Annotated in this window: 19 protein-coding genes; 6 read left to right on the top strand and 13 right to left on the bottom strand. The window is 64.9% G+C overall.

Features of this window, described 5'->3' with window-relative positions; all coding sequences use genetic code 11:
* Positions 1-47: 47 nt before the first annotated feature.
* From ACIPZH_RS01285 to ACIPZH_RS01265, 5 genes are all read right to left on the bottom strand, one after another.
* Positions 48-953, bottom strand: a complete 906-nt coding sequence (locus ACIPZH_RS01285) for a LysR family transcriptional regulator (RefSeq protein ID WP_241805918.1) — start codon at positions 951-953, stop codon at positions 48-50.
* Between the two features lie 96 nt (positions 954-1049).
* The gene (locus tag ACIPZH_RS01280) at positions 1050-1586 is read right to left on the bottom strand and encodes a 2,4'-dihydroxyacetophenone dioxygenase family protein (RefSeq protein WP_241805917.1); all 537 of its coding nucleotides are present in this window, start codon (positions 1584-1586) and stop codon (positions 1050-1052) included.
* A gap of 122 nt (positions 1587-1708) precedes the next feature.
* A complete protein-coding gene (locus tag ACIPZH_RS01275; RefSeq protein WP_400634719.1) occupies positions 1709-3118 on the bottom strand; it encodes an amino acid permease in 1410 nt (469 codons plus the stop codon).
* Positions 3119-3460: 342 nt separating this feature from the next.
* Entirely contained in the window at positions 3461-3727 is a 267-nt protein-coding gene (locus ACIPZH_RS01270) for a hypothetical protein (RefSeq protein WP_241805915.1), read from the bottom strand.
* Between the two features lie 185 nt (positions 3728-3912).
* Positions 3913-5625: an FAD-dependent oxidoreductase gene (locus ACIPZH_RS01265; protein ID WP_400634717.1), complete on the bottom strand. Its 1713-nt coding sequence runs from the start codon at positions 5623-5625 to the stop codon at positions 3913-3915.
* Between the two features lie 185 nt (positions 5626-5810).
* Between ACIPZH_RS01265 and ACIPZH_RS01260 the strand changes: the two genes are divergently transcribed.
* From ACIPZH_RS01260 to ACIPZH_RS01250, 3 genes are all read left to right on the top strand, one after another.
* The gene (locus tag ACIPZH_RS01260) at positions 5811-6587 is read left to right on the top strand and encodes an IclR family transcriptional regulator (protein ID WP_400634715.1); all 777 of its coding nucleotides are present in this window, start codon (positions 5811-5813) and stop codon (positions 6585-6587) included.
* A gap of 168 nt (positions 6588-6755) precedes the next feature.
* Positions 6756-7808 (top strand): Gfo/Idh/MocA family protein, encoded by a 1053-nt coding sequence (locus tag ACIPZH_RS01255; RefSeq protein ID WP_400634713.1) that lies wholly within the window; start codon positions 6756-6758, stop codon positions 7806-7808.
* Between the two features lie 51 nt (positions 7809-7859).
* The gene (locus ACIPZH_RS01250) at positions 7860-8675 is read left to right on the top strand and encodes a sugar phosphate isomerase/epimerase family protein (RefSeq protein WP_400634711.1); all 816 of its coding nucleotides are present in this window, start codon (positions 7860-7862) and stop codon (positions 8673-8675) included.
* Positions 8676-9233: 558 nt separating this feature from the next.
* Here ACIPZH_RS01250 and ACIPZH_RS01245 read toward each other — a convergent pair.
* The 4 genes from ACIPZH_RS01245 to ACIPZH_RS01230 are packed head-to-tail and all read right to left on the bottom strand — an operon-like array spanning position 9234 to position 13835.
* Positions 9234-10961 carry an FAD-dependent oxidoreductase gene (locus tag ACIPZH_RS01245; RefSeq protein ID WP_400634709.1) on the bottom strand — a complete coding sequence of 576 codons (1728 nt, stop codon included), beginning with the start codon at positions 10959-10961 and terminating at the stop codon, positions 9234-9236.
* 21 nt (positions 10962-10982) lie between these two features.
* Positions 10983-11303: an NIPSNAP family protein gene (locus tag ACIPZH_RS01240; RefSeq protein WP_400634707.1), complete on the bottom strand. Its 321-nt coding sequence runs from the start codon at positions 11301-11303 to the stop codon at positions 10983-10985.
* Complete coding sequence (locus tag ACIPZH_RS01235; protein ID WP_400634705.1) at positions 11288-13021, bottom strand: FAD-dependent oxidoreductase; 1734 nt, start codon at positions 13019-13021, stop codon at positions 11288-11290. Before ACIPZH_RS01235 ends, ACIPZH_RS01240 begins: the two co-directional genes overlap by 16 nt.
* 4 nt (positions 13022-13025) lie before the next feature.
* Positions 13026-13835, bottom strand: a complete 810-nt coding sequence (locus ACIPZH_RS01230) for a shikimate dehydrogenase family protein (RefSeq protein WP_400634703.1) — start codon at positions 13833-13835, stop codon at positions 13026-13028.
* A 175-nt stretch (positions 13836-14010) separates the two neighbouring features.
* Here ACIPZH_RS01230 and ACIPZH_RS01225 point away from each other — a divergent pair, with 175 nt between their 5' ends.
* Positions 14011-14781 carry an IclR family transcriptional regulator C-terminal domain-containing protein gene (locus tag ACIPZH_RS01225; RefSeq protein WP_241805906.1) on the top strand — a complete coding sequence of 257 codons (771 nt, stop codon included), beginning with the start codon at positions 14011-14013 and terminating at the stop codon, positions 14779-14781.
* A 45-nt stretch (positions 14782-14826) separates the two neighbouring features.
* Here ACIPZH_RS01225 and ACIPZH_RS01220 read toward each other — a convergent pair whose 3' ends face one another.
* From ACIPZH_RS01220 to ACIPZH_RS01210, 3 genes are all read right to left on the bottom strand, one after another.
* Positions 14827-15042, bottom strand: a complete 216-nt coding sequence (locus tag ACIPZH_RS01220; RefSeq protein WP_241805905.1) for a TIGR02450 family Trp-rich protein — start codon at positions 15040-15042, stop codon at positions 14827-14829.
* Between the two features lie 204 nt (positions 15043-15246).
* On the bottom strand, positions 15247-15426 hold the full coding sequence (locus ACIPZH_RS01215) for a CsbD family protein (RefSeq protein WP_241805904.1): 180 nt from the start codon (positions 15424-15426) through the stop codon (positions 15247-15249).
* A 73-nt stretch (positions 15427-15499) separates the two neighbouring features.
* Entirely contained in the window at positions 15500-16486 is a 987-nt protein-coding gene (locus ACIPZH_RS01210) for a hypothetical protein (RefSeq protein WP_400634701.1), read from the bottom strand.
* Between the two features lie 195 nt (positions 16487-16681).
* On the opposite strand from ACIPZH_RS01210, the gene ACIPZH_RS01205 reads away from it, so the two are divergent.
* Positions 16682-18157 (top strand): PAS domain S-box protein, encoded by a 1476-nt coding sequence (locus ACIPZH_RS01205; protein WP_400634700.1) that lies wholly within the window; start codon positions 16682-16684, stop codon positions 18155-18157.
* A 162-nt stretch (positions 18158-18319) separates the two neighbouring features.
* Here ACIPZH_RS01205 and ACIPZH_RS01200 read toward each other — a convergent pair whose 3' ends face one another.
* Complete coding sequence (locus ACIPZH_RS01200) at positions 18320-18568, bottom strand: CsbD family protein (protein WP_241805901.1); 249 nt, start codon at positions 18566-18568, stop codon at positions 18320-18322.
* A 138-nt stretch (positions 18569-18706) separates the two neighbouring features.
* On the opposite strand from ACIPZH_RS01200, the gene ACIPZH_RS01195 reads away from it, so the two are divergent.
* The gene (locus ACIPZH_RS01195; protein WP_400634698.1) at positions 18707-20248 is read left to right on the top strand and encodes a gamma-glutamyltransferase family protein; all 1542 of its coding nucleotides are present in this window, start codon (positions 18707-18709) and stop codon (positions 20246-20248) included.
* Positions 20249-20289: the final 41 nt, after the last annotated feature.

Genomic DNA, 20289 nt, shown 5'->3' with positions numbered 1-20289 from the left:
AGCAGGGCTGACGGCGCGTCAGGTTCTGCTGGTCGGGTTTGGTTTTCTCAGCGGGTGTTCCACGGGCTGCTGGCGAGCTTCTGTTCGAGAAAGTCGCGGAACACGCGGATTCGCGGGCTGAGGTGTTTGCGATTGGTGTAGATCATGTAAAGCGGTTCGACGCTGTCCTGGGCATAGGCCTGCAGCAGGGGCACCAGGCGGCCCTCCTGAATGTCCTGGCCGATATGAAACTCCGCCAGACGCACGATGCCAGCGCCGCCTAGCGCCAGGTCGCGTAGCAGGTCGCCCTGGCCGAACGTGGCCTTGGGGACCACCGGCACGGTGATGGCCTGGCCATCGACCACGAACCCCCAGGTGTTCCACACGCTGCTGAAACCGAAGGAAAAACAGGTGTGCTGCAGCAGTTGTTCAGGGTTTGCCGGTGTGCCGTGCTTGGCCAGGTAGGCGGGCGATGCGCAGAGGATCCAGCGGCTTTGGCCGATCTTGCGGGCAATGCGCGAGGAGTCGGGCAGTACGCCACTGTGGATCGCTACGTCCAGCCCCTGATCGAACTGATCGCTGAACTGCGCGCCGACCTGGATATCCACGGTCAGCCCCGGGTAGGCGGCAAGAAACTCTGGTAGCCAGGGGATGATCTGGTGCTTGGCGAAGGTGGTCATGGTGTGGACCCGCAGCGTGCCACTGACGCGGGTAGGAAAGGCTTCGGCTAGCGAGTCGGCCTCTGCCATGGCATTGCTGACTGCCCGGGCGCTGACCAGGTAGGCGGCACCTTCCTCGGTCAGCGTCAGGCTGCGGGTGCCCCGCTGGAACAGGCGTACCTGCAGGCGGTCTTCCAGGCGCGAGATCAGCTTGCTGATGGCCGACGGCGTCATGCCGCAAGCACGCGCCGCAGCAGAAAAGTTGCCGTGTTCGGCAGCGCCGAGGAAGGCCAGCAGTTGTGAGTAGTTGTCCATGTTCTGCCTCCGTTGTCAGCAGAATGCTGGCAGCGCCGCGTCGGGGTAGCAACCCGCGTGTATCAGGATACGAGGGGGCGTTGGCGTGTCCGTCGCTCAGCGAATGAACTGTTCGATGTAGTCGTCGGGCAGCCCGAGCGCCTTGTAGTGAGCGCGAGCGGCCTCCAGCTTGGTGAACACGTCTTCGTACCCGACGGCGACCCCCTGTGGGTCGACATAGGTGTAACCGCCTTGCACATGGAACCAGGTGATCATCTCTTCCACGTCCTCTGGCACGAACAGGGTGTGCGTTTCGCCTGGTGGCTCGAAGGCGAACGAGCCTTCCTCGGCGACCCAGTCGTGCTCCAGGTAGTACCAGCGGCCTTTGAGTACCAGTGCATGCACGCCGCCGGTGTGACGGTGACGCGACAGAACACCGCTCTGGCGCACCCGCAGCAGGTTGATGTAATAGCCGCCAGAGACACTCAGCAACAAGGGCTTGAATGATACCGAAGCGGTCACCGGGACCCACAGGTGGTCGTCTTCGAGCCACTTGCCGAGTACACCGGGGTGAACCATGTCGGGGGACATGAACGGTACTTGCGGCAGTTGATAGGGGATGGCCAGTTCGTCGGGTTTGGGGGCAATACTCATGAGGGCTTCCACAGTTGGTTTTCTTGAATCCCCGGCCCGTTCAGGGCCGGGGTTGCAGGCAGCTTAGGGGTGCGCTGCAGGGTGAAAAAGGGCGTGTTCGGCACACCGGCTATGACGCTGAGTCATGGCTGGCAGGCCTCGAACTGCAAGGCGCTGCGCTGCGCCGACAGCGCCGGCTGGCGCTTTTGCAGGTGGACGCCGATGGCCACCAGCACGGCCGTCAGCCCCAGAGTGCTGAGCAGTTCGGCCCGCTGGCCGGGGAACGCCGCCATGATGGCGAACACGCTGACGATCAAGGCGATGGTGAACAGGGTCAACCACGGGAACAGCCACATGCGCACCGCCAGTGGCCGGCCCAGGGCGACCAGCTTGCGGCGCATGCACAGTTGAGTGATGGCGATCACCAGATACATCAGCAGGGCCAGTGCACCGCTGGTGGCCAGCAGGAACTGGAACACCTGAGCTGGCAGCAGATAGTTGGCGGCCAGGGCCGCAAGTGCGGCTGCCGAGGTCAGGGCCACAGCCACCAGCGGCACGCCCTGAGCGGTGGTGCGTGAAACAGCGTTGGGCGCATCGCCGCGTCGGGCCAGTGAGTAGGCCATGCGCGACGCTGTGTAGATGGCCGAGTTCAGGCAACTGGTGACTGCCACCAGTACCACGATACTCATGATGCCGGGTGCCCACGGGATGTTCATCGCGTTCAGAACCGCCTGATACGAGCCTTGTGCCAGGCCTGGGGCGTTCCACGGGATCAGGCACACCACCACGAACATCGAGCCGAGATAGAACAGGCCAAGGCGCCACACCACCGCCCGGATGGCCTTCTTGATGTTGGCTTTAGGGTCGGGTGATTCGGCCGCGGCGATGGTCACCACCTCGCTGCCTTGGAAGCTGAACATCGCAGTCAGCAGCGCAGCGACGATGGCCACGTTGCCGTTCGGGGCGAAGCCGCCGTTAGCGTAGAGGTTGCGGATGCCGCTGGTGGACGAGCCGGGCATCAGGCCCAGGATCGCCAGCACGCCGAGCCCGATGAAGCTGACGATCGACACCACCTTGAACAGCGATAGCCAGTACTCCAGGGTACCGAACGAACCGACACTGAGGCTGTTGCACAAGACCAGTGCCAGGGTCATGGCAAAGGCGGTGGACCAGTGCGGCAAGCCCAGCCAGTCACCCAGGATGTTGCCGGCAACGATGGCCTCGATGGCGATCACCAGCACGTAGAACCACCAGTACAGCCAGCCAATGGAAAACCCGGCCCAGCGCCCGATGGCCTGGTCAGCGTAGGATGAAAACGAGCCGGTGTCTGGCCGCGCCGTGGCCATCTCGCCGAGCATCTGCATCACCAGCACCACGATCGCGGCGGCAATCAGGTACGCCACCAGTACCGCCGGACCGGCGGTGACGATGGCGTTGCTTGAGCCTACGAAAAGGCCGGCGCCTATCACCCCGCCGATCGAGATCATCGTGACCTGCCTGCCTTTCAAGCCAGTCCCCAGCTTGTTGTTTGTCTTGCCTTGTTCGCCACGCATCGGCTTGCACCTCGGTTGCTCGCTTGTTGTTGTCATGGGCCGCCTGCACAACGACCTTGCAGGCCACCTTAAGCGGCAAACACGTGTGGGATTAGCCGGCCAGGCGTCACACCGGGTGTGATGAAAGTTCATAGTCGAGCAGAACGGTACCCGGCAGGCAGGGCACGGCCACGCAGCAGATCCGGTATGACCCGGTATCCGGATGGGAAGGGGCAAGCTCGATCAGCCCAGCACTGCTGGGCGTTTGAGCAGTGCATACCTAGGTTTCTGGCTCGCTGACTTGTCTCCACCGGCACCTGCTGCGCCGGTTCGCGCAACCAGGTGCCTGGCCTTGTAGACGGCTCAGTGTTTGTCGGTGAAGTAGTGAGGGTAAAGCACCCGGTCCAGCTCCAGCTTTTCAGCATCCCCCACGCGCTTGCGCACTTCGGCGTAGAACTGCTGGCTCTGGTTCTGGAACCTGATGTAATCGCGGGTACAGGCCTTGAGCGCTGAGCTGAGCTGTTTGCCCGTCAGCCCCTGTGTGCGCTTTTGTGAAGCGAGATATGCCTGCCAGCTGTTTTCCACCTGCTGCAGCCCCTGAGCGAGCGCTGTTGTCTCGATTGTCGCCATTGCTGCACCCTCTTTGAGCCGGTAACGGCCCGTCGGTGTGGATCGCCCGAGCGACGATGGACCTGCAAAGCTGTGCCGAGCACTGCTGTGGCTCGCAGCCCCGAGCTTAGCCGGTTTTCCCGGGGGCGCCTGCTCCGGGCGCTGAACGGCGCAGGGCGGCGGCGGCGAAGTACCGCCGGGCTGGCTTACTCATACGCCTGGGCCCCGGCGATATGCCGGCCGGCCACATAACCGAACGTCAGCGCCGGCCCCAGGTTGATACCCCCGGACGGGTACCAGCCGCCGAATACGCTGGCCATGTCGGTGCCCGCGGCATACAGGCCGCCGATGGGCTGGCCCTGTTCATCCAGCACACGTGCGTGGCCGTCGGTGCGCAGGCCGGCGAAGGTGCCAAAGCAGCCGGGCTGCACCTTTACCGCGTAGAACGGGCCGTGCTCGATTGGCGCGACGCAGGGGTTGGGCCCCTTGTGTTGCGGGTCGCCCTGTTTGCGGTTGAACGGGGTGCTGCCGCGCCCGAATTCAGGGTCCTGGCCTTGGCTTGCGTGGCGGTTGTACTCGGCGACCGTGGCGCTCAACCCCGCAGGGTCGATGCCGCAGGCGCGGGCCAGCAGTTCCAGGCTGGCGCCGCGCTTGAGATAGCCGCTGCGCAGGTGAGGCCCCACTGGCAGTGGGGCGGGGCGGGCGTGGCCAAGGCCGTAGCGGCGCAGGAAGCGATGGTCGCAGATCAGCCACGAACAGGCTTCTTCTTCCTGCGGTAGGGCGTCGAGCATGGCTGCGACATAGTCGTAATAGCCGTGCGCCTCGTTGACGAAGCGCTTGCCATTGGCCAGCACACCGATGATGCCGGGCTTGCCCCGTTCGATGATGTGCGGAAAGTGGCCGACGCTGCCATCACGGTGCGCGACCTTGGACACCGGGGCCCAGGCGACCGCCGACTTCAGGTCGGTGGCCACCACGCCGCCGGCGGCTTCACCAAGGCGCAGGCCGTCGCCGGAGCACGACCGCGGCGGCAGGGCGAGGTTGTCGTGGCCACTGGCATCACGCGGGAACAATTGCCGGCGCCGCTCGGGGTCATGGGCAAAGCCACCGGCCGCCAGCACCACGGCGTTGGCGCGCAGGGTGAGGTCGCCCTGCGCGGTGGCGATCACCGCGCCACGCACATGACCGTCCTCCATCAGCAAGCGTTTGGCCGGCGCAGACTCAAGCAGGCGCACGCCCAGGTCTTCAGCCGACTTGGCCAGGCGCGCCACCAGCGCCACACCGTTGACCAGGTACATGGCCCGGCCATGGCGGGCGAGGTGGTACAGGTGGCGAGCGAAGCGTTTGCACACATGCCAGAAGGCGCGGGGGGAGCGGGTCATGTTCAAAAAGGCGGCGAGGTCGGCGCCGGCCATGATCGGCATGCCCATGAACGAGGTTTCGCGCAGGGTCCTGCGCAAGCGGGGCAACAGCGCACCCAGCTGGCGGGCGTCATAGGGGGCGGCGATGACCTGGTGGCCACCGATGGCGGCGCCAGGGGTATCGCCGTGCATGTCGGGGATGGCGTTGCCATCGGCGAACTGCAGGGCCGTATGTTGCTCGAAAAAGGCGACCATGTGCGGGCAGGCTTCAAGGAAGGCGTCGATGCGCTGCGCGTCGTAATGGGCGCCCAGTTCGTTGCGCAGGTACGTGCGAGGTTGTTCGATGTCTTCCTCGATACCGGCACGACGCGCCAGCGGGTTGCGCGGCACCCAGGCCCAGCCGCCGGACCAGGCAGTGGCGCCGCCAAACACCGCGTCTTTTTCCACGAGGGTAACCCGTTGCCCATGCCAGGCTGCCGTGACGGCAGCGGCCAGCCCGGCGGCGCCAGAGCCAATGACCAGTACATCGCATTCGGCTTGCAAGTTGTCGGTGGGCATCGCGGGTCTCCGGCATTATTATTGGAACTAGGTTCCATATTCTTCCTGCCTGACCTAGCGGTATGCAAGTGATGCCGGTAAGTAATGGTCGATAATCGGACACTTAAGGCATGATGCCCTGCGGTGGCCGGCGAGGATATGGAATCATCTTCCAGAATTCGCCTTTTTCATCAGGAAACCCTGTCATGGCTGGTAGTCAGATCGAACGCGCCTTCAGTCTTGTAGAAAGCCTTGCCGCCGAGCCCCAGGGGCTGGCCCTGCAAACCCTCGCTGACCGGCTGGAGATCCCCAAGAGCGCCGCCCACCGCATGCTCGCCGACCTTACGCGCCTGGGCTACGTCCGCCAGAACCGTGACAACAACCGCTACCAACTGTCGGCCAAGCTGGTGGCGTTGGGCTTTCGCTACCTGTCCAGCAGCGGCGCCGACATCATCCAGCCGATCCTCGACCGTCTGGCTCAGGACAGCGGAGAGTTGGTGCGCCTGGGCGTTATCGACGGCGCCCGCCAGACCTGGATCGCCAAATCCCAGGGCGCCCGTTCCGGGTTGCGTTACGACCCGGACATGGGCCGCGATGCCCCCCTGTTCTACACCGCCTCGGGGCATGCCTGGCTGGCCAGCCTCAGTGATGACGAGGCGCTGCAGATGGTCCTGCGCCAGGGCATTGCCGACCCCGAGCAGTTCGGCCCCAACGCCCCGCGCTCCACTGAACAGCTGCTGGGCTACCTGGCTGGCGCCCGTGAGCGCGGGTATGCCTGGGTCGAGCAAACCTCGGCAGTCGGCACTTCGGCCCTGGCCGCAGTGGTGCGCCGGCCGCATGGCAACGACGTCATTGGTGTGCTGAGCATTGCCGGCCCCAGTGCGCGCCTTTCCCAGGCGCGATTGCCGGAGCTGGCGCCGCTGTTGTTGGCGGCAGTGGAGGAATTGTCGGTGGCCAGCCAGGCGAGTGAGTTATTCCCTTGAATGGCCTACAGCGTGGGGATGTGTCTAAATCTCTGGTCGATTACCGCACACTCTCTGCAGGGTGTCCTTTTGCAAAACGGACCGCAGTTCTAAATTAGCGAAAGATGATTCTGGAACCCTGTTCTGGAATTTCCACAACAACAACGATAAACGCTAGAGGACTGCCCGTTGAACGCACCCCTTCGCATCGCCCTGATTGGCGCCGGTATCATGGGACGCCAGCATTACCAGCACCTGAGGCAGGTACCGCAAGCCCAGTTGTGTGCGGTAGCCGACCCCGGCCCCCAGGCTGAAGCCTTTGCCGCCGAGTGCGGGGTGGCGTATTTCGCCGATCACCGGCAGATGCTGCAGGCTGTGCGGCCCGAGGCCGTGATCGTGGCCAATCCGAACAACCTGCACGTGGCCACTGCCCTCGATTGTGTTGAAGCCGGCGTGCCGGTGCTGCTGGAAAAGCCGGTAGGGGTGCACCTGGATGAAGTGCGTGCGCTGGTGGAGGCGTCGCGCCGCTGCGGCGTGCCGGTGCTGGTCGGCCACCACCGGCGGCATAACCCGCTGATTGCCAGCGCGCGCAGCGTGATCGCCGAAGGGGCCTTGGGCCGGTTGGTCAACGTCACCGCGCTGTGGCAGTTGCAAAAACCCGACAGCTATTTCGACACACCGTGGCGCCGCGAGCCCGGCGCCGGCTTTCTGCTGACCAACCTGATCCACGACCTGGACCTGCTGCGCTACCTGTGCGGCGAGGTGGTACAGGTGCAGGCGTTCACCCGTAACCAGGTGCGCGGGTTTGCCAACGAGGACAGCGCGGCAGTGCTGCTGGAGTTCGCCAACGGTGCCCTGGGCAGCTTGACTGGCTCCGACGCGGTGGCAGCGCCGTGGAGCTGGGAGCTGAGCTCGGGCGAAAGCCCTGTCTATCCGCGCCAGGCGGACCAACCCTGTTACTTGCTGGCCGGCACCCGGGGGGCGCTGAGCATCCCCCAGCTCAAGCACTGGCAATACGCCGAGGCAAACTCGGGCTGGCATACACCGCTGCTGCAGCGTGATGTGGGTATCCCGGCGGGTGCGGCACTGACCCTGCAGTTGCAGCACTTTGTCCGTGTTGCCCGTGGGCAGGAAGCGCCGCTGACCGATGCCGCTGACGGCGGCCGCACCCTGGCGTTGATCGAGGCCATCCGCCAGGCAGCCGCCAGCGGCCGGGCTGGCACGCCAGAGATCATCGTGTGAGCCGCGCGTGCGTTCTTCCTCCCCGTACCCCTTTGCCTGCAGGTAACCCCCATGACTGATCGAATCTTTTCCCTGGCCGCGCTCACCGTACTGGAGCTGTCACCCCCGGCGATGGTCGAAGCCGCCGCCCGTGCCGGTTACAGCCACGTTGGCCTGCGCCTGGTGCCAGCGACCAGCGAAGAGCAGCACTTCCCGCTGGTGAGCGACGCCGAGCTGCGCCGCCAGACCCAGGCGCGCCTGCGTGACACCGGTATCAAAGTCCTGGATTTGGAAATCCTGCGCCTTGAACCCGCCACCTGCGTGGCCGATTTCGAGCCGATGCTGGCGGTCGGTGCCGAGTTGGGCGGCAGCGAACTGCTGGTTGCCGGTAACGACTCGAATGAGGCGCGCCTCACCGAACGCTTCGCTGAACTGTGCGACCTGGCGGCCGGCTACGGTATTCATCCGCATCTGGAGTTCATGCCCTGGACCGACGTCCGCGACCTGCAACAGGCCATGCGCATCGTTGCCAAGGCAGACCGCCCGAACGGTTGCGTGCTGGTGGATGCCTTTCACTTCAACCGCTCCGGGTCGTCGCTCGACGACCTGGCGCGGCTGGCCCCGCAGCGCATGCGCTACGCCCAGTTGTGCGACGTGGCTGGGCCGGTTCCGGCCGACATGGATGAAATCCTGCGCCAGGCCCGTAACGAGCGGCGTTTCCCAGGGGAGGGTGATGCCGACCTGGCCGGCCTGTTGCGTGGGTTGCCAGCGAGCGTTCCGCTAAGCCTGGAGATTCCCACGCGGCAACTGCTGGTGCAGGGTGTCAGTGGCGAGCAGCGTGCGCGGATGGCGCTGGAGAAGGCCCGGGCGGTGCTGGCATCGATGTGAGCCAAGGGGCCGCTTCGCGGCCCATCGCCGGCAAGCCAGCTGCCACATGACTTGTGTCGACTTCTAGAAATTGGGTCAGGCAGTTGCTTCTGAAGGGAAAACGCACACCTAAAGAGCTACTCGGTCGCGGTGGGAGCCGGCTTGCCGGCGATCACCGGCGAAGCCGGTGCCATGCACCGCAGGATCTGCATCGCCGGCAAGCCAGCTGCCACATGACTTGTGTCGACTTCTAGAAATTGGGTCAGGCAGTTGCTTCTGAAGGGAAAACGCACACCTAAAAAGCTACTCGGTCGCGGTGGGAGCCGGCTTGCCGGCGATCACCGGCGAAGCCGGTGCCATGCACCGCAGCATCTGCATCGCCGGCAAGCCAGCTGCCCATGACTTGTGTCGACTTCTAGAAATTGGGTCAGGCGGTTGCTCTCATAGGTAAAACGCAAACCTAAAGAACTGCGCGGTCGCGGTGGGAGCCGGCTTGCCGGCGATCACCGGCGAAGCCGGTGCCATGCGCCGCAGCATCTGCATCGCCGGCAGCCGGATCCCACACAAATGCCTTCAATGCTAGAGATGGGATGAGACAGCCGCACCAACCCCGGAACAGTCCCGCTCCGGCTGCGGCAACCCGCATAGCGCCAGGCCTGCGAGGTATCCGAAGGTCATCCCTGGCCCCAGCGTGATACCACCACTGGGGTAGTGCCCGCCCATGATGCTGTGCATGTCATTACCCACCGCAAACAACCCCGGTATGGCTTGCCCTGCATCATCGAGCACCCTGGCCGAAGCATCGGTGCCCAGCCCGGCAAAGGTCCCGAGGCTGCCCGGCAGCAACTTCACTGCATAGAAAGGCCCGTGCAGCAGGGGCCGCAGCGAAGGATTCGGGGCCTGCTGCGGCTCACCCTGCGCCCGGTTGTACGCCGAGGCGCCGCGCCCAAAGTCAGGGTCCACACCCTGCGCCGCCTGCTGGTTGAAGCGCGCCACCGTGCGCTGCAACTGCTGGCCATCGATGCCACAGCGCGCGGCCAGTTGCGCCAGGTCGTTGCCACGCAACAGGTAGCCACGCCGTTCATAGAAGCGGGCAGGAAAGGGAAACGGCTTGGCCCAGCCGATGCCATAACGACGCTGCGCGGCATGGTCGCAGATCAACCAGGCCTCATAGGGTTCGCCCTCTGGCGTAGCGCCGAACAGCGCATTCATGAAGTCGTGGTAGCAGTCCGCCTCGTTGACAAAGCGTCGACCGTCACTGCGCACTGCAATGAAACCAGGCTTGGCGCGGTCTATCAGGTGCGGGAAATGCCCAACGCTGCCATCGCTACGCGGCACCTGCGAGACCGGCGCCCAGGCACCGGCATGGGCCAGGTTGGTGCCGACCTGGGCGCCGGCCTGCTCGCCCAGGCGCAGGCCATCGCCGCTGTTTTCCGGCGGCGCGGCAGAGTAATGGCCAACGCCGTCGGGCGCGTGCGGTATCAGCTGCGCGATGCGCTGGCGGTCATGGGCAAAACCGCCACAGGCCAGCACTACGCCACGCCGCGCTTGGATCCGCTGGCCATCGGCGCAGTGCGCGCCGGTGATGCGTGCATCGCCCAGCAAGGCAATGGCCGCTTTGTCGGTCAGCAGCGTGACGCCCAGGTCCAGGGCACTGCGCAGCAGGCGGGCCACCAGCGCGTTACCGTTGACCAGTTGCAGGCCGCGCCGGTGCAGCAACAGATCGCGCCCGTGACGCAACAGGCGTTTGGCCACATGCCAAGCCGCTCTGGGCGATTGCCGGGCATTGAAGAAAGCGGCCATGTCCATGCCACCGGCAATGCCCATGCCGCCCAGGCTGACGATGTCCAGCGGTGGCCGCAGCCGGTGTATCCAGGGCCCGAGCAGGCGGCCGTCATAGGGCTGTGCACACAGGGCACGCCCACCGCGCGCGCTGCCGTCACCTTCACGCATGTCGGGCAGCTTCGTACCGCACTGAAATTGCACGCATGTGTGCTGCTGAAAGAACGCCACCATCGCCGGGCCATGGCGCAGGAACGCCAGTTGACGTGCGTCCAGTTCCGCTACGCGGGTTTGGGCGCGCAGGTAGCGCTGCGCTGCATCAGCGGTTTCGACCAGGCCTTCGGCCACGGCCAGGGGGTTGCGCGGTATCCATAGCCAACCGCCCGACCAGGCGCTGGTGCCGCCGAGCCGGGGGGCTTTTTCTGCCACGATCACCTTGAGGCCATGGTGCGCGGCGGTAACCGCCGCAGCCAGGCCGCTGGCACCGGAGCCGATGACAAGTACGTCACACTCAAGGGGTTGCATGGGCGCACTCCGGTTCGGTTGTCACTGCAGCGGCGAGAAGCCGGTAGGCCGCAGCAGGCGTGATTGCAGCCGCAGTACAGCGCCCAGTTCACGGTTGAGCTGCGAGAACTGGGCCCAGCGTGGGTCCGCTGCCATCGCCGCGCGCCGTTCGCTGCGCTCGTCCAGGCTGGCATAACCCCAGATGTGCACCACCTGGTTCACCTCACCGAATTCGCTGGTGAAGAAACCGACCAGGTTGCCCAGGTGTTCGCGTTGCACCGCCAGGGCGTGGCTTTGGTAGAGAGCCAGCCAGTCAGCCATTTTCAGTGGGTCGAGGGTGTAGGTTCTCATTTCGTAGTACATGGAAGCGTCTCCGTGTCAGGGCTGTGGGCTTGCAGGCGTTCAGCGATATGGCTGGCAGCGATCCAGCCGAAGGTGAGGGCAGGGCCCAGCGTGATCCCGGGGCCCGGATAGGTGCCATTCATCAATGAGTTCATGTCGTTGCCGACGGCATACAAGCCAACGATCGGCGCACCGGCGCGGTTGAGTACATTGGCGTTGGCATCGGTCACCAGGCCGCGCGCCGAGCCAAGGTCGCCGGTGTGCAGGCGGATGGCGTAGAACGGGGCCTTGGCCAGTGGCGCCAGGCATGGGTTGGGCTTGTGTTGCGGGTCGCCCATGTAACGGTTGTAGCTGTTGCCGCCCTTGTCGAATTGCCGGTCGATGCCGCTGCGGGCGTCGGCGTTGAAGCGCTCCAGTGTTTCCTGCAGCACCTGCGCCGGCACGCCGATGGCCTGTGCCAGCCCTTGCACTGAACCGGCGCGGTGCAGGTAGCCGGCTTCGATCAGGGCCGTGTTGTCCACCGGCTTGGGCCGTGCCAGGCCCAGGCCGTAGCGGTTCATGGCCTCGGCGTCACAGACCAGCCAGCAGCTGCTGATGCCACTGGCGAACATGGCCTGTACGAAGTGGTGATAGGAGTTGGATTCGTTGACGAAGCGCCGCCCGGCCGGGTCGAGCGCAATGACGCCGGGCTTGGCGCGGTCGGTGACCAGGTGCGGGAAGCGCTCGCGCTCACCACTGGCATGGCGCCGCTCGGAAACCGGCGCCCAGAAGAAATTGGCCGCCAGGCCCTCGCCTTGGGCTGCATGCACCGCCTGGGCAAGGCGCAGCGCAGCACCGTCGTTGCCAGCGGGGGACATGGTCAGGTGCGGCGCGTCAGGGGCCGGGCGGTGGGCCGGCGCCAGTGCACCCGCAGCAAACCCGCCCATGGCGCAGACCACCCCACCGCGGGCAAGGACTTGCGTGCGGCGGCCCTCATGCTGCACCACCACGCCGGTGACCGTGCCGTGTTCGACGATCAGTGCCTGCGCTTCGCTGCGCAACCTCAGCTGTGCGCCGTGGGCGAAGGCGGTGCTGGCCAGGCGCGCCACCAGTGCGTTCCCCGTGGTCAGGCGCGTGCCACGGTGATGGCGAACCCGGTCCAGTGCGTAGCGCGCCATCAGTTTCAGGCAATGCCACAGTGACCGCGGGGAGCGGCGCAGGCTCAAAAAGTGCTGAATGTCCTCGCGGTTGACCATCATCGCGCCGAACAACAGCATGCCCGGCGGTGGCATTTTCAGGTCCTTGAAGCGTGGGCCGAGCCGGCGGCCGTCGTACTCGACCATTTCCAGCGCACGGCCGAACGCGGTGGCGCCGGGTGCGTCCGGGTAATAGTCCGGCGAGTGCGGGCGCAGGGCGTAGCGCAACTCGGTGTTGTGTTCCAGCCAGCGCAGCGCCTGGTGCCCGCGCGCGATGAAGGCGTCCACCAGTTCGCCGTTGTAGCCGGCACCGATGATGCTTTTCAGGTAGGTCCTGACGGCCTCGGGTGAGTCCTGCGCACCGGCGATGCGCGCCTGATCCGAGCCATACAACCACGCAGCACCCCCAGAGATCGCCGAGGTACCGCCAAAGTGTTCGGCCTTTTCCACCACCAGCACCTTCAGGCCCAGGCGCGCTGCCGTGGCGGCGGCTGCCAGGCCACCGGCGCCACTGCCAAGCACCACCAGGTCGTACACCGCTTGCGCGTTTTCGATAGGGGGCATGGCCTCAGATCTCCAGTGGCGTTACGCCCATGAAGGCGCCCAGGTGGCCAAGTTGCGCAAAGGCCATTTGCGCGCCCGTCTGCACCGCGCAGCCGCGTTCACGCGCGTGTTGCAGCAGCGGGGTGATTTCGGGCGAAGTGACAACGTCGGCTATCAGCGTGGTGCTTTTGAGCGTGCCCAGCAGTGCAGCGGGCAGCGGCAGTTCGCCCGTGCCGCCCATGCCTACGGGCGAGGCGTTGACCACCAGGTCGAAGGCGTCCAGCGTGCTGTATGCGGTGGTGCTGCCGACGCCAGGGAAGGCCTTGGCCAGCAGGCCGCCAAGCGCTGTGGCGCGAGGCGTTTCGGGGTCGGCGAGGGTGACCTGGGCAACCCCGGCCTCACCCAGTGCGTAGGCGATGGCACTGCCGACGCCACCGCAACCGACGATCAGCACTCGCTTGCCCGCAGGGGCGAAGCCGTGCTTGCGTGCTGCGCCCAGAAAGCCCGCGCCGTCCACGTTGTCACCATACAGGCGGCCGTCGTTTTCACGCCGTACCACGTTCACCGAGCCCAGGGCCGCTGCGCGTTCGCTCAGGCCGTCCAGGCGGGTGGCAAATGCCTGCTTGTAAGGCACGGTCACCACGCAACCGCGCAGGTTGCGCCAGCCGCGCAAGGTGTCGATAAAGGCGTCCAGCGCGGCATGCTGCAAGTCGATGGGCAGCATGGCCAAGTCATGACCATTGTTGCTGAACCAGGTATTGAAGTTTTCAGGCGATTTCACCTGGGCGATGGGCGTGCCGACGATGGCGACCAGCGCTGTCGAACCTTTGATCATGGTGACTTCCGTTAGGGGTGTTGTTGTGGAAGTCAGGGTGAGGCGGTGGCGGCGTTGTCACAATACGCTTGCCAGGGGTTTGATGCGATAATCGCACTCATAACGCGTTTATCGCGGCAACTGCACAATTAGGCTTGCCTGGCGGCCACGAACTTCCCATTCAAGGGTGCAAGACATGGACAAACCCCTGATTCACCCCCGCGACCTGATTGCCGGTTTACAGAAAGGCCTGGCGCTCATGCAGCTGTTCAACGCCGAGCAGCCGCGCCTCACGGTGCCCCAGGCCGCCAGGCAAGCGGGCCTTACGCCCAGTGCGGCGCGGCGTTTTCTGCTGACCCTGGTGCATGAAGGCTTCGCTGAAACCGACAACCGCCACTACTGGCTGACCCCCAAGGCCCTGCGTATCGGCCAGGCCTATGTGGACTCGGCGCAGTTGCCACGCATGCTGCGCCCGGTCGTCGAGCAAGTGGCCCGGCAGACCCAGGAACATGTCTCGGTGGGGACACGCGACGACGACGAAATCATCCACCTGGTGCGTAGCCGCTACAGCCACATCGCCTCGCTGTCGATACGGCCCGGCTCGCGGGTGCCGATGTATTGCACTGCCGGCGGGCGAGTCTGGCTGGCGGCACTGAGCCAGGCGCAGCGCGATGATTATTTCGCCCGCAATCCGCTACACCCGCTGACGCCCTACACCCAGACCGACAGGGCGCTGCTGGACGCGACGCTGCAGCAGGTGCGCGAGCAGGGCTACTGCATCGTCGATCAAGAGTTCGAAGTCGGCATGCGCGTAATCGGCGTGCCGTTATTGGACCGGGCGGGGCAGTTGAAGGCGACGCTGACCATCACTACCCATGCATCGCGGCTGAGCATGGATGAGATCCGCCTGCGTTACCTGCCACCGCTGTATGAGGCACAGGCGCTGCTCAAACCGGTGTTTGGCTGACCGGGCAGCGTGGGGTAGGTACGAGGGCAGCGGGCCAGGCCGTTTTCACTGCCAGCCCATCAGCCATACCTCAGGATCACGCAGCACCTGCCAGTCCAGCCACTGGCTGCGCTTGCTGTGCACCGCTTCCAGTTCCACACGCAGTACATGCCCCTCTTCATCCCGTTCCAGGTCGGTCACCAGGAAGTGTTTTTCACGGTTCGTGGGGTGTCGCGCTGTCCATTTCGAGAGTTTCAATTTGTCCGGGTTGAAGCGGTTCATCATTGCTCCTTGGGCGAGAGTGCATCCTGATCGTTATACAGGCAGGCAAGCCACCGAGGATACTTGCCCGGCCAGTATCTGGTCGGTCGATCCCTGCCGGATGCGGTGTGTGGCATGGCCGGGCCGCAAGACGAGAACCGTACCCCCCAGAAACGGCAAACGGCCGCCCTCAGGCAGCCGTTTGTTATGGCTCAAGCGCAAGGGTCAATCCTTGCTGACGGCGTCCTTGACGTCACCGACTACCTGCTGCGCTTCGCCTTTTTTCTCCTGCACCTTGCCTTTGACCTCCAGTTCCGTGTTGCCAGTGGCCTTGCCTACGGCTTGCTTGACCTTGCCGATGGCTTCGTTGGCCAAGCCTTTTACTTTGTCCGAAGTGCTGCTCATGGTTTTTCTCCTTCGACAGACATCCGTGAAACGTGGGTTGGGTGAAGCGTACCTGCAGCGTTGGCGTTGCGACTCACACCGTGGCAACGCGCGTCTTGCGTGACGACAGCGCGAAGCGGCCTACGCCAAAACTCAAGGCGGCACCGATCAGCAGGGTTACCAAGGTGCCCCAGGCGGCTTTCGAGACGTTGCTGGCGGCGACCTGGGCAGCCTCGCGAGCCTGTTGCTCGGCCTGCTCTTTAAGCACCTTCACCTGCTCGGCAGCCTGTTCATAGGCACGGGCGTAGTTATCGACCACCTGCTGGGCCTCCTGCTGGCTCTTGCCGGTGCGCGCAGCGACGATGTTGACCAATGCTTGCTTGTCTGCCGCGCTCAGGGCAGGTTCACCGGCCTTGCGCACGCGCTCGAACCATGCTTTGAGCTGGTCGATGGCCTGGGTCGGGTTCTCGGCCGCGATGCGTCCTGCCGACTCTCCCTGAGCCTGCGCCTGCTCGGCCTTCTGCTCCAGCGTCGAGGGGGCCAGCTCAGCCTTGCCAGACTGCGCCAAGGTCTTGTTCAACTCGGCTTCCAGGTTGTCCCAGTCCAGCGAAATGCCATTCTTGTTCAGTTGCTCCTTGATGCCTTGGCTCACACCGGGCGCGGCGGCAGCGACGCCGTCGGCCGCCAGCGACAGGCCCTTGCCAGCGATGTTGCCGGCAGTGCCAACCACGGTGCCGGCCAACGACGCCAGCAACCAGGTAGCCAGCAGGGTGGTCACTGTCCAGCTCAACAGGCCATGCAGGCCGCCCCGGGTGGGCGCGGTCCGCCCGGCGACCCAGGCACCTGCCGCGACCGAGAGCAGGGTGCTGATGAACAGCCATACCCCCGCACCGGTGCCGAAGCCCTGCAGCGGATTGCCGTCAGCCATAGGGTTCATGGCGCCGGCGCCAATGGCCGTGCCCAGCACGCTGAGTACCAGGTAGCTGACCAGGGCGATGGCGCCGCCTGCGAACACGGCGCTCCACGATACCCGTAGCGGGCTGACAGCGTTCGTTGGGGTGGTCACGTACGATTCAGTCATCTATGCATCCTCGTGGGTTAGATCCGGTAGCACCGGCAACGCAGGCCTGGTGCAACGTCAGGGCCAGTTTGCAGGTCACATGCAAGGCTGTGATGGCGCATCCGCACCTGATCGATTAGTGCATTCGCACCAACCCTGGCCGGCCTGCAGCGATTAAGCTCCAGGCCATGCAGACCTGCCGATTGGAGAACCTCTATGAGCGACGCCGTGCTTGCCCGCGAGACCAACCGCCGCCAACTTCAGCAAATCATCGCCGGGTTGTCCGATGGCGTGATCCTGCTGGAGGTCGACCAGTCCATCATCTGGGCCAACGAAGCGGCGTTGCGCATGCACGGGGTCGACAGCCTGGAACAACTGGGCAGCGACGCTGAGGGCTATCGCGCACGCTTTGCCCTGCGCTACCGCAACAATCACCCCCTTGATCCCGAGCAGTACCCAATCGCGCGGGTGGCCGCAGGAGAGGTGTTCAGCGACGTGATGGTGGAGGTGCTAGCTGTTGGCGACGATGAAGCGCGCAGCCGTGTGCACCGGGTGCGCAGCATGGTGCTGGAAGACAGCAAGGGTGAGGCCGAATCGCTGGTGCTGATCCTGGCCGATGCCACCGAATGGGCCAGTGCCGAACAGCGCTTCGAAAAGACCTTCAATGCCAACCCGGCCCCTGCGGTCATCTGCAGGCTCAGCGACTTGCGCTTCATCAAGGTCAATCAGGGCTTTCTGGAGATGACCGGCCATGTGCGGGAGAACGTCATCGGCCGTTCTGTCTATGAAGTGGATGTGCTGGAAAACGCCGAACGCAAGGAACTGGCTATCGAGCGGCTCATGGAAGGGGCCACCATCCCGCAGATGCAGGCTGAACTGCGCTTGCCCGATGGCGGCACCAAGCTGGTCATCGTGGCCGGGCAACCCCTGGACATGCACGAAGAAGATTGCATGCTGTTTTCTTTCACCGACCTGGAGCCCCGGCGCAAGGCGGAAAATGCCCTGCGCCAGAGTGAGGAGCGCTTTGCCAAGGCCTTTCGCCTCAGCCCAGTGCCCACCTTGGTGTGCAGCGCCGACAGGCAGCAGTTGATCGATGCCAATGAAGCCTTTCTCGACACCCTGGGTTACGCCGCCCAGGAGCTGATCGGCAAGACCGTGGCCGAAATCGATTTCATGGATGATCGGCGTGTCGCGACCCAAGTGTTCGATGCGCTGGAAAAAACCGGGCGCATCGAAGGGCTGGACCTCAAGCTGCGAAAAAAAGGCAATGACCGTCTCGACTGTGTGCTGCAGGCGGACACTGTGAGCTTGCAGGACACCCCGTGTTACCTGTTGGTGCTGATGGACATCACCGAGCGCAAGCGTTCCGAGCTGGAGTTGGTCGAGGCGATAGAAACGGTGATGCAGGATGCGTCGTGGTTCAGCCAGACCTTGATCGAGAAGCTGGCCAATGCCAAGCGCCTGAACACCGGCCGCTTGCCTGACGCCTCATTGACCGACCTGACCCGCCGCGAGCGCGATGTGCTGGCGCTGATCTGCGAAGGCCTTGCCGACAAGGAAATCGCCACGCGGTTGAACCTTGCCCTCAATACCGTGCGCAACCATGTGGCAACGGTGTACTCCAAGCTCGATGTTCACAGCCGCAGTGAGGCCATTGTCTGGGCGCGTGAGCGACGCCTGTTCACGCATTGATTGGCCCAGGCACAGGTTCCGGGGAGGGGCCTGGGCTATCGCCAGTGGGCGATCGGAGGTGGGGGTTTACAAGCCATCAGCACACGACTGCTTTGCCGAGGCCTCTGCTGGACGCCAAAGGGCTTCATGGTCTTTGAAGCCCTCGGACCGACCTTTTGCTTATCAGCGACGCAGCAGGCGGCTCACCACCAGGGTGAGGGCGGCGCCGATTGCCAGTGCGGTGATGGGCTTCTCCTTTACGAAGGCAGAGACGTTGTTCAGTGCGTCACCGTAGGTTTTGGTCAGCTGGCCAGCGACCTGGCGGCCATCGCCCTCTGCCTCCAGGGCCGGGTCCTCGAAAAGCCGACCCACCGCGCTCTGCGCCTTGCCTGCGACTTTCTGTGCAACACCTTCAACTTGTTCGCTTTTCATAGTGATCAAACCTTCCTAGTGAGTGGCAATGGGAACGCACAAGGTTAGGGAGCGGGGCGGGTGGATTAGTTCAAAGCGGTTTACGCGATTGGGAACGATCCTTGCTGACTGCTAGCAATATCCATAAAGGAGCTAGCAATGAACGAGTCCCTGGTCGCCCATTCCCGCGGCGGCGTGCTGTGCACCCCGCACCCCTTGGCGAGCGCTGCGGGCCTGGAGGTGCTCGACGGCGGGGGTAGCGCAATCGATGCCATGCTCACCGCCAGTGCCGTGCTGGCAGCGGTGTACCCACACATGACGGGCCTGGGCGGTGATGCACTGTGGTTGCTCCACGATGACCAGGTACGCACCATCATCGGGATCGGCCAGGCCGGCAGGCGCTTGCCTGCGGCGGGCGCGATCAGCCTGCGTGGGCCTGCCTCGGTCGCGACCACGGCCGGGGCCATGGCCAGTTGGGCGCAGGCCAAGGCCATCAGCGAGCAGTGGGGGTCGCGGCTGGGCTGGGCCGACCTGCTGACAGGCGCCGCCGGGCTGGCCCGGGACGGGGTAGAGGTATCCGCCTCGCAACTGTTCTGGCAAGGGCAGCGCGCCGGCCTCATCCAGACACTGCCCAGCCTGCAGGCATTGTGTACGCCCCAAGGTGGCCGTTTGCGCCAACCCGCGCTGGCCAACAGCCTGGAGCACCTGGCGCGGCGTGGCCCAAGCGACTTCTACCACGGGGAACTGGCGCAGGCCTTCGGTGCGGCGTTCGACGCCCTGGGTTGCGGCCTGACCGTCGCAGACCTGCGCGCCACCCGCGCAGACCTGGCGGCGCCGCTCTGCGTACGTTATCGCAACGGCCGGCTGTACAATGTCGCGCCTCCCAGCCAAGGCCTGTACACGCTGCGTGCCATGGCTGCGCTGCAGGCCGTGAACCTGGGCGAGAACGGCACGCCGGGCTATTACCACCTGCTGGTCGAAGCCATCAAGCAGGGCCTGCTGCAGCGCAACACTCAACTCCATGACCCACGCGCCACTGGCTGGGACTTCGAGCACGCGCTTGCTCAGCCTCCCGCAACCCTAAACGAGCAACATGCGACGCCCTGGGGAGAGCCCGGGCAACCGGCCGACACGGTATGGATGGCCGCCACCGACCGCGCCGGGCGCAGCGCCTGCCTGATCCAAAGCCTGTTCCATGACTTCGGCTCCGGGTGCATCCTGGGCGATACCGGCATCCTTTGGCACAACCGTGCGGCAGGTTTCAGCCCGCAGCCGGGGCACTGCAACGCCTGGGCGCCCGGCAAGCGGCCGGCACATACACTCAACCCTTCGGCCTACCTGGCCGATGATGGGCGCCGCTGGTTTTTCGGTACCCAAGGGGGCGACGGCCAGCCCCAGACGCAGATGGTGCTTGCCACCCAGTTGATCGACTACCAGCAGCCTGCCGAGGCGGCGTTGCGTGCACCGCGCTTTCTGCTTGGGCGCAGCTTCTTCGACAGCACCGACAACCTCAAGCTGGAGGCCGATATCGGCGCAACGGTGGTGCAGGGGCTGGCCGACCGTGGCCACCAGGTCGAGACCACGCCTGCGTTGAGCCCGTTGATGGGCCTGGCCGGCGTGATTGCCATCGGCCTGGACGGCCAGCGCACCGCTGCCTATGACCCGCGCAGCCAGGGCAGCGCCCTTGGCCAGCAGGACTGAACCACGCCGATTGCCGCAATGCGTGGCCCGGCGGATAATGC

It is taken from the genome of Pseudomonas sp. NPDC089758 (assembly GCF_044748705.1).
GTDB lineage: Bacteria > Pseudomonadota > Gammaproteobacteria > Pseudomonadales > Pseudomonadaceae > Aquipseudomonas > Aquipseudomonas putida_X.
The sequence above is the reverse complement of the archived record's forward strand: the minus strand, read 5'-3'. Positions and strand labels throughout refer to the sequence as shown.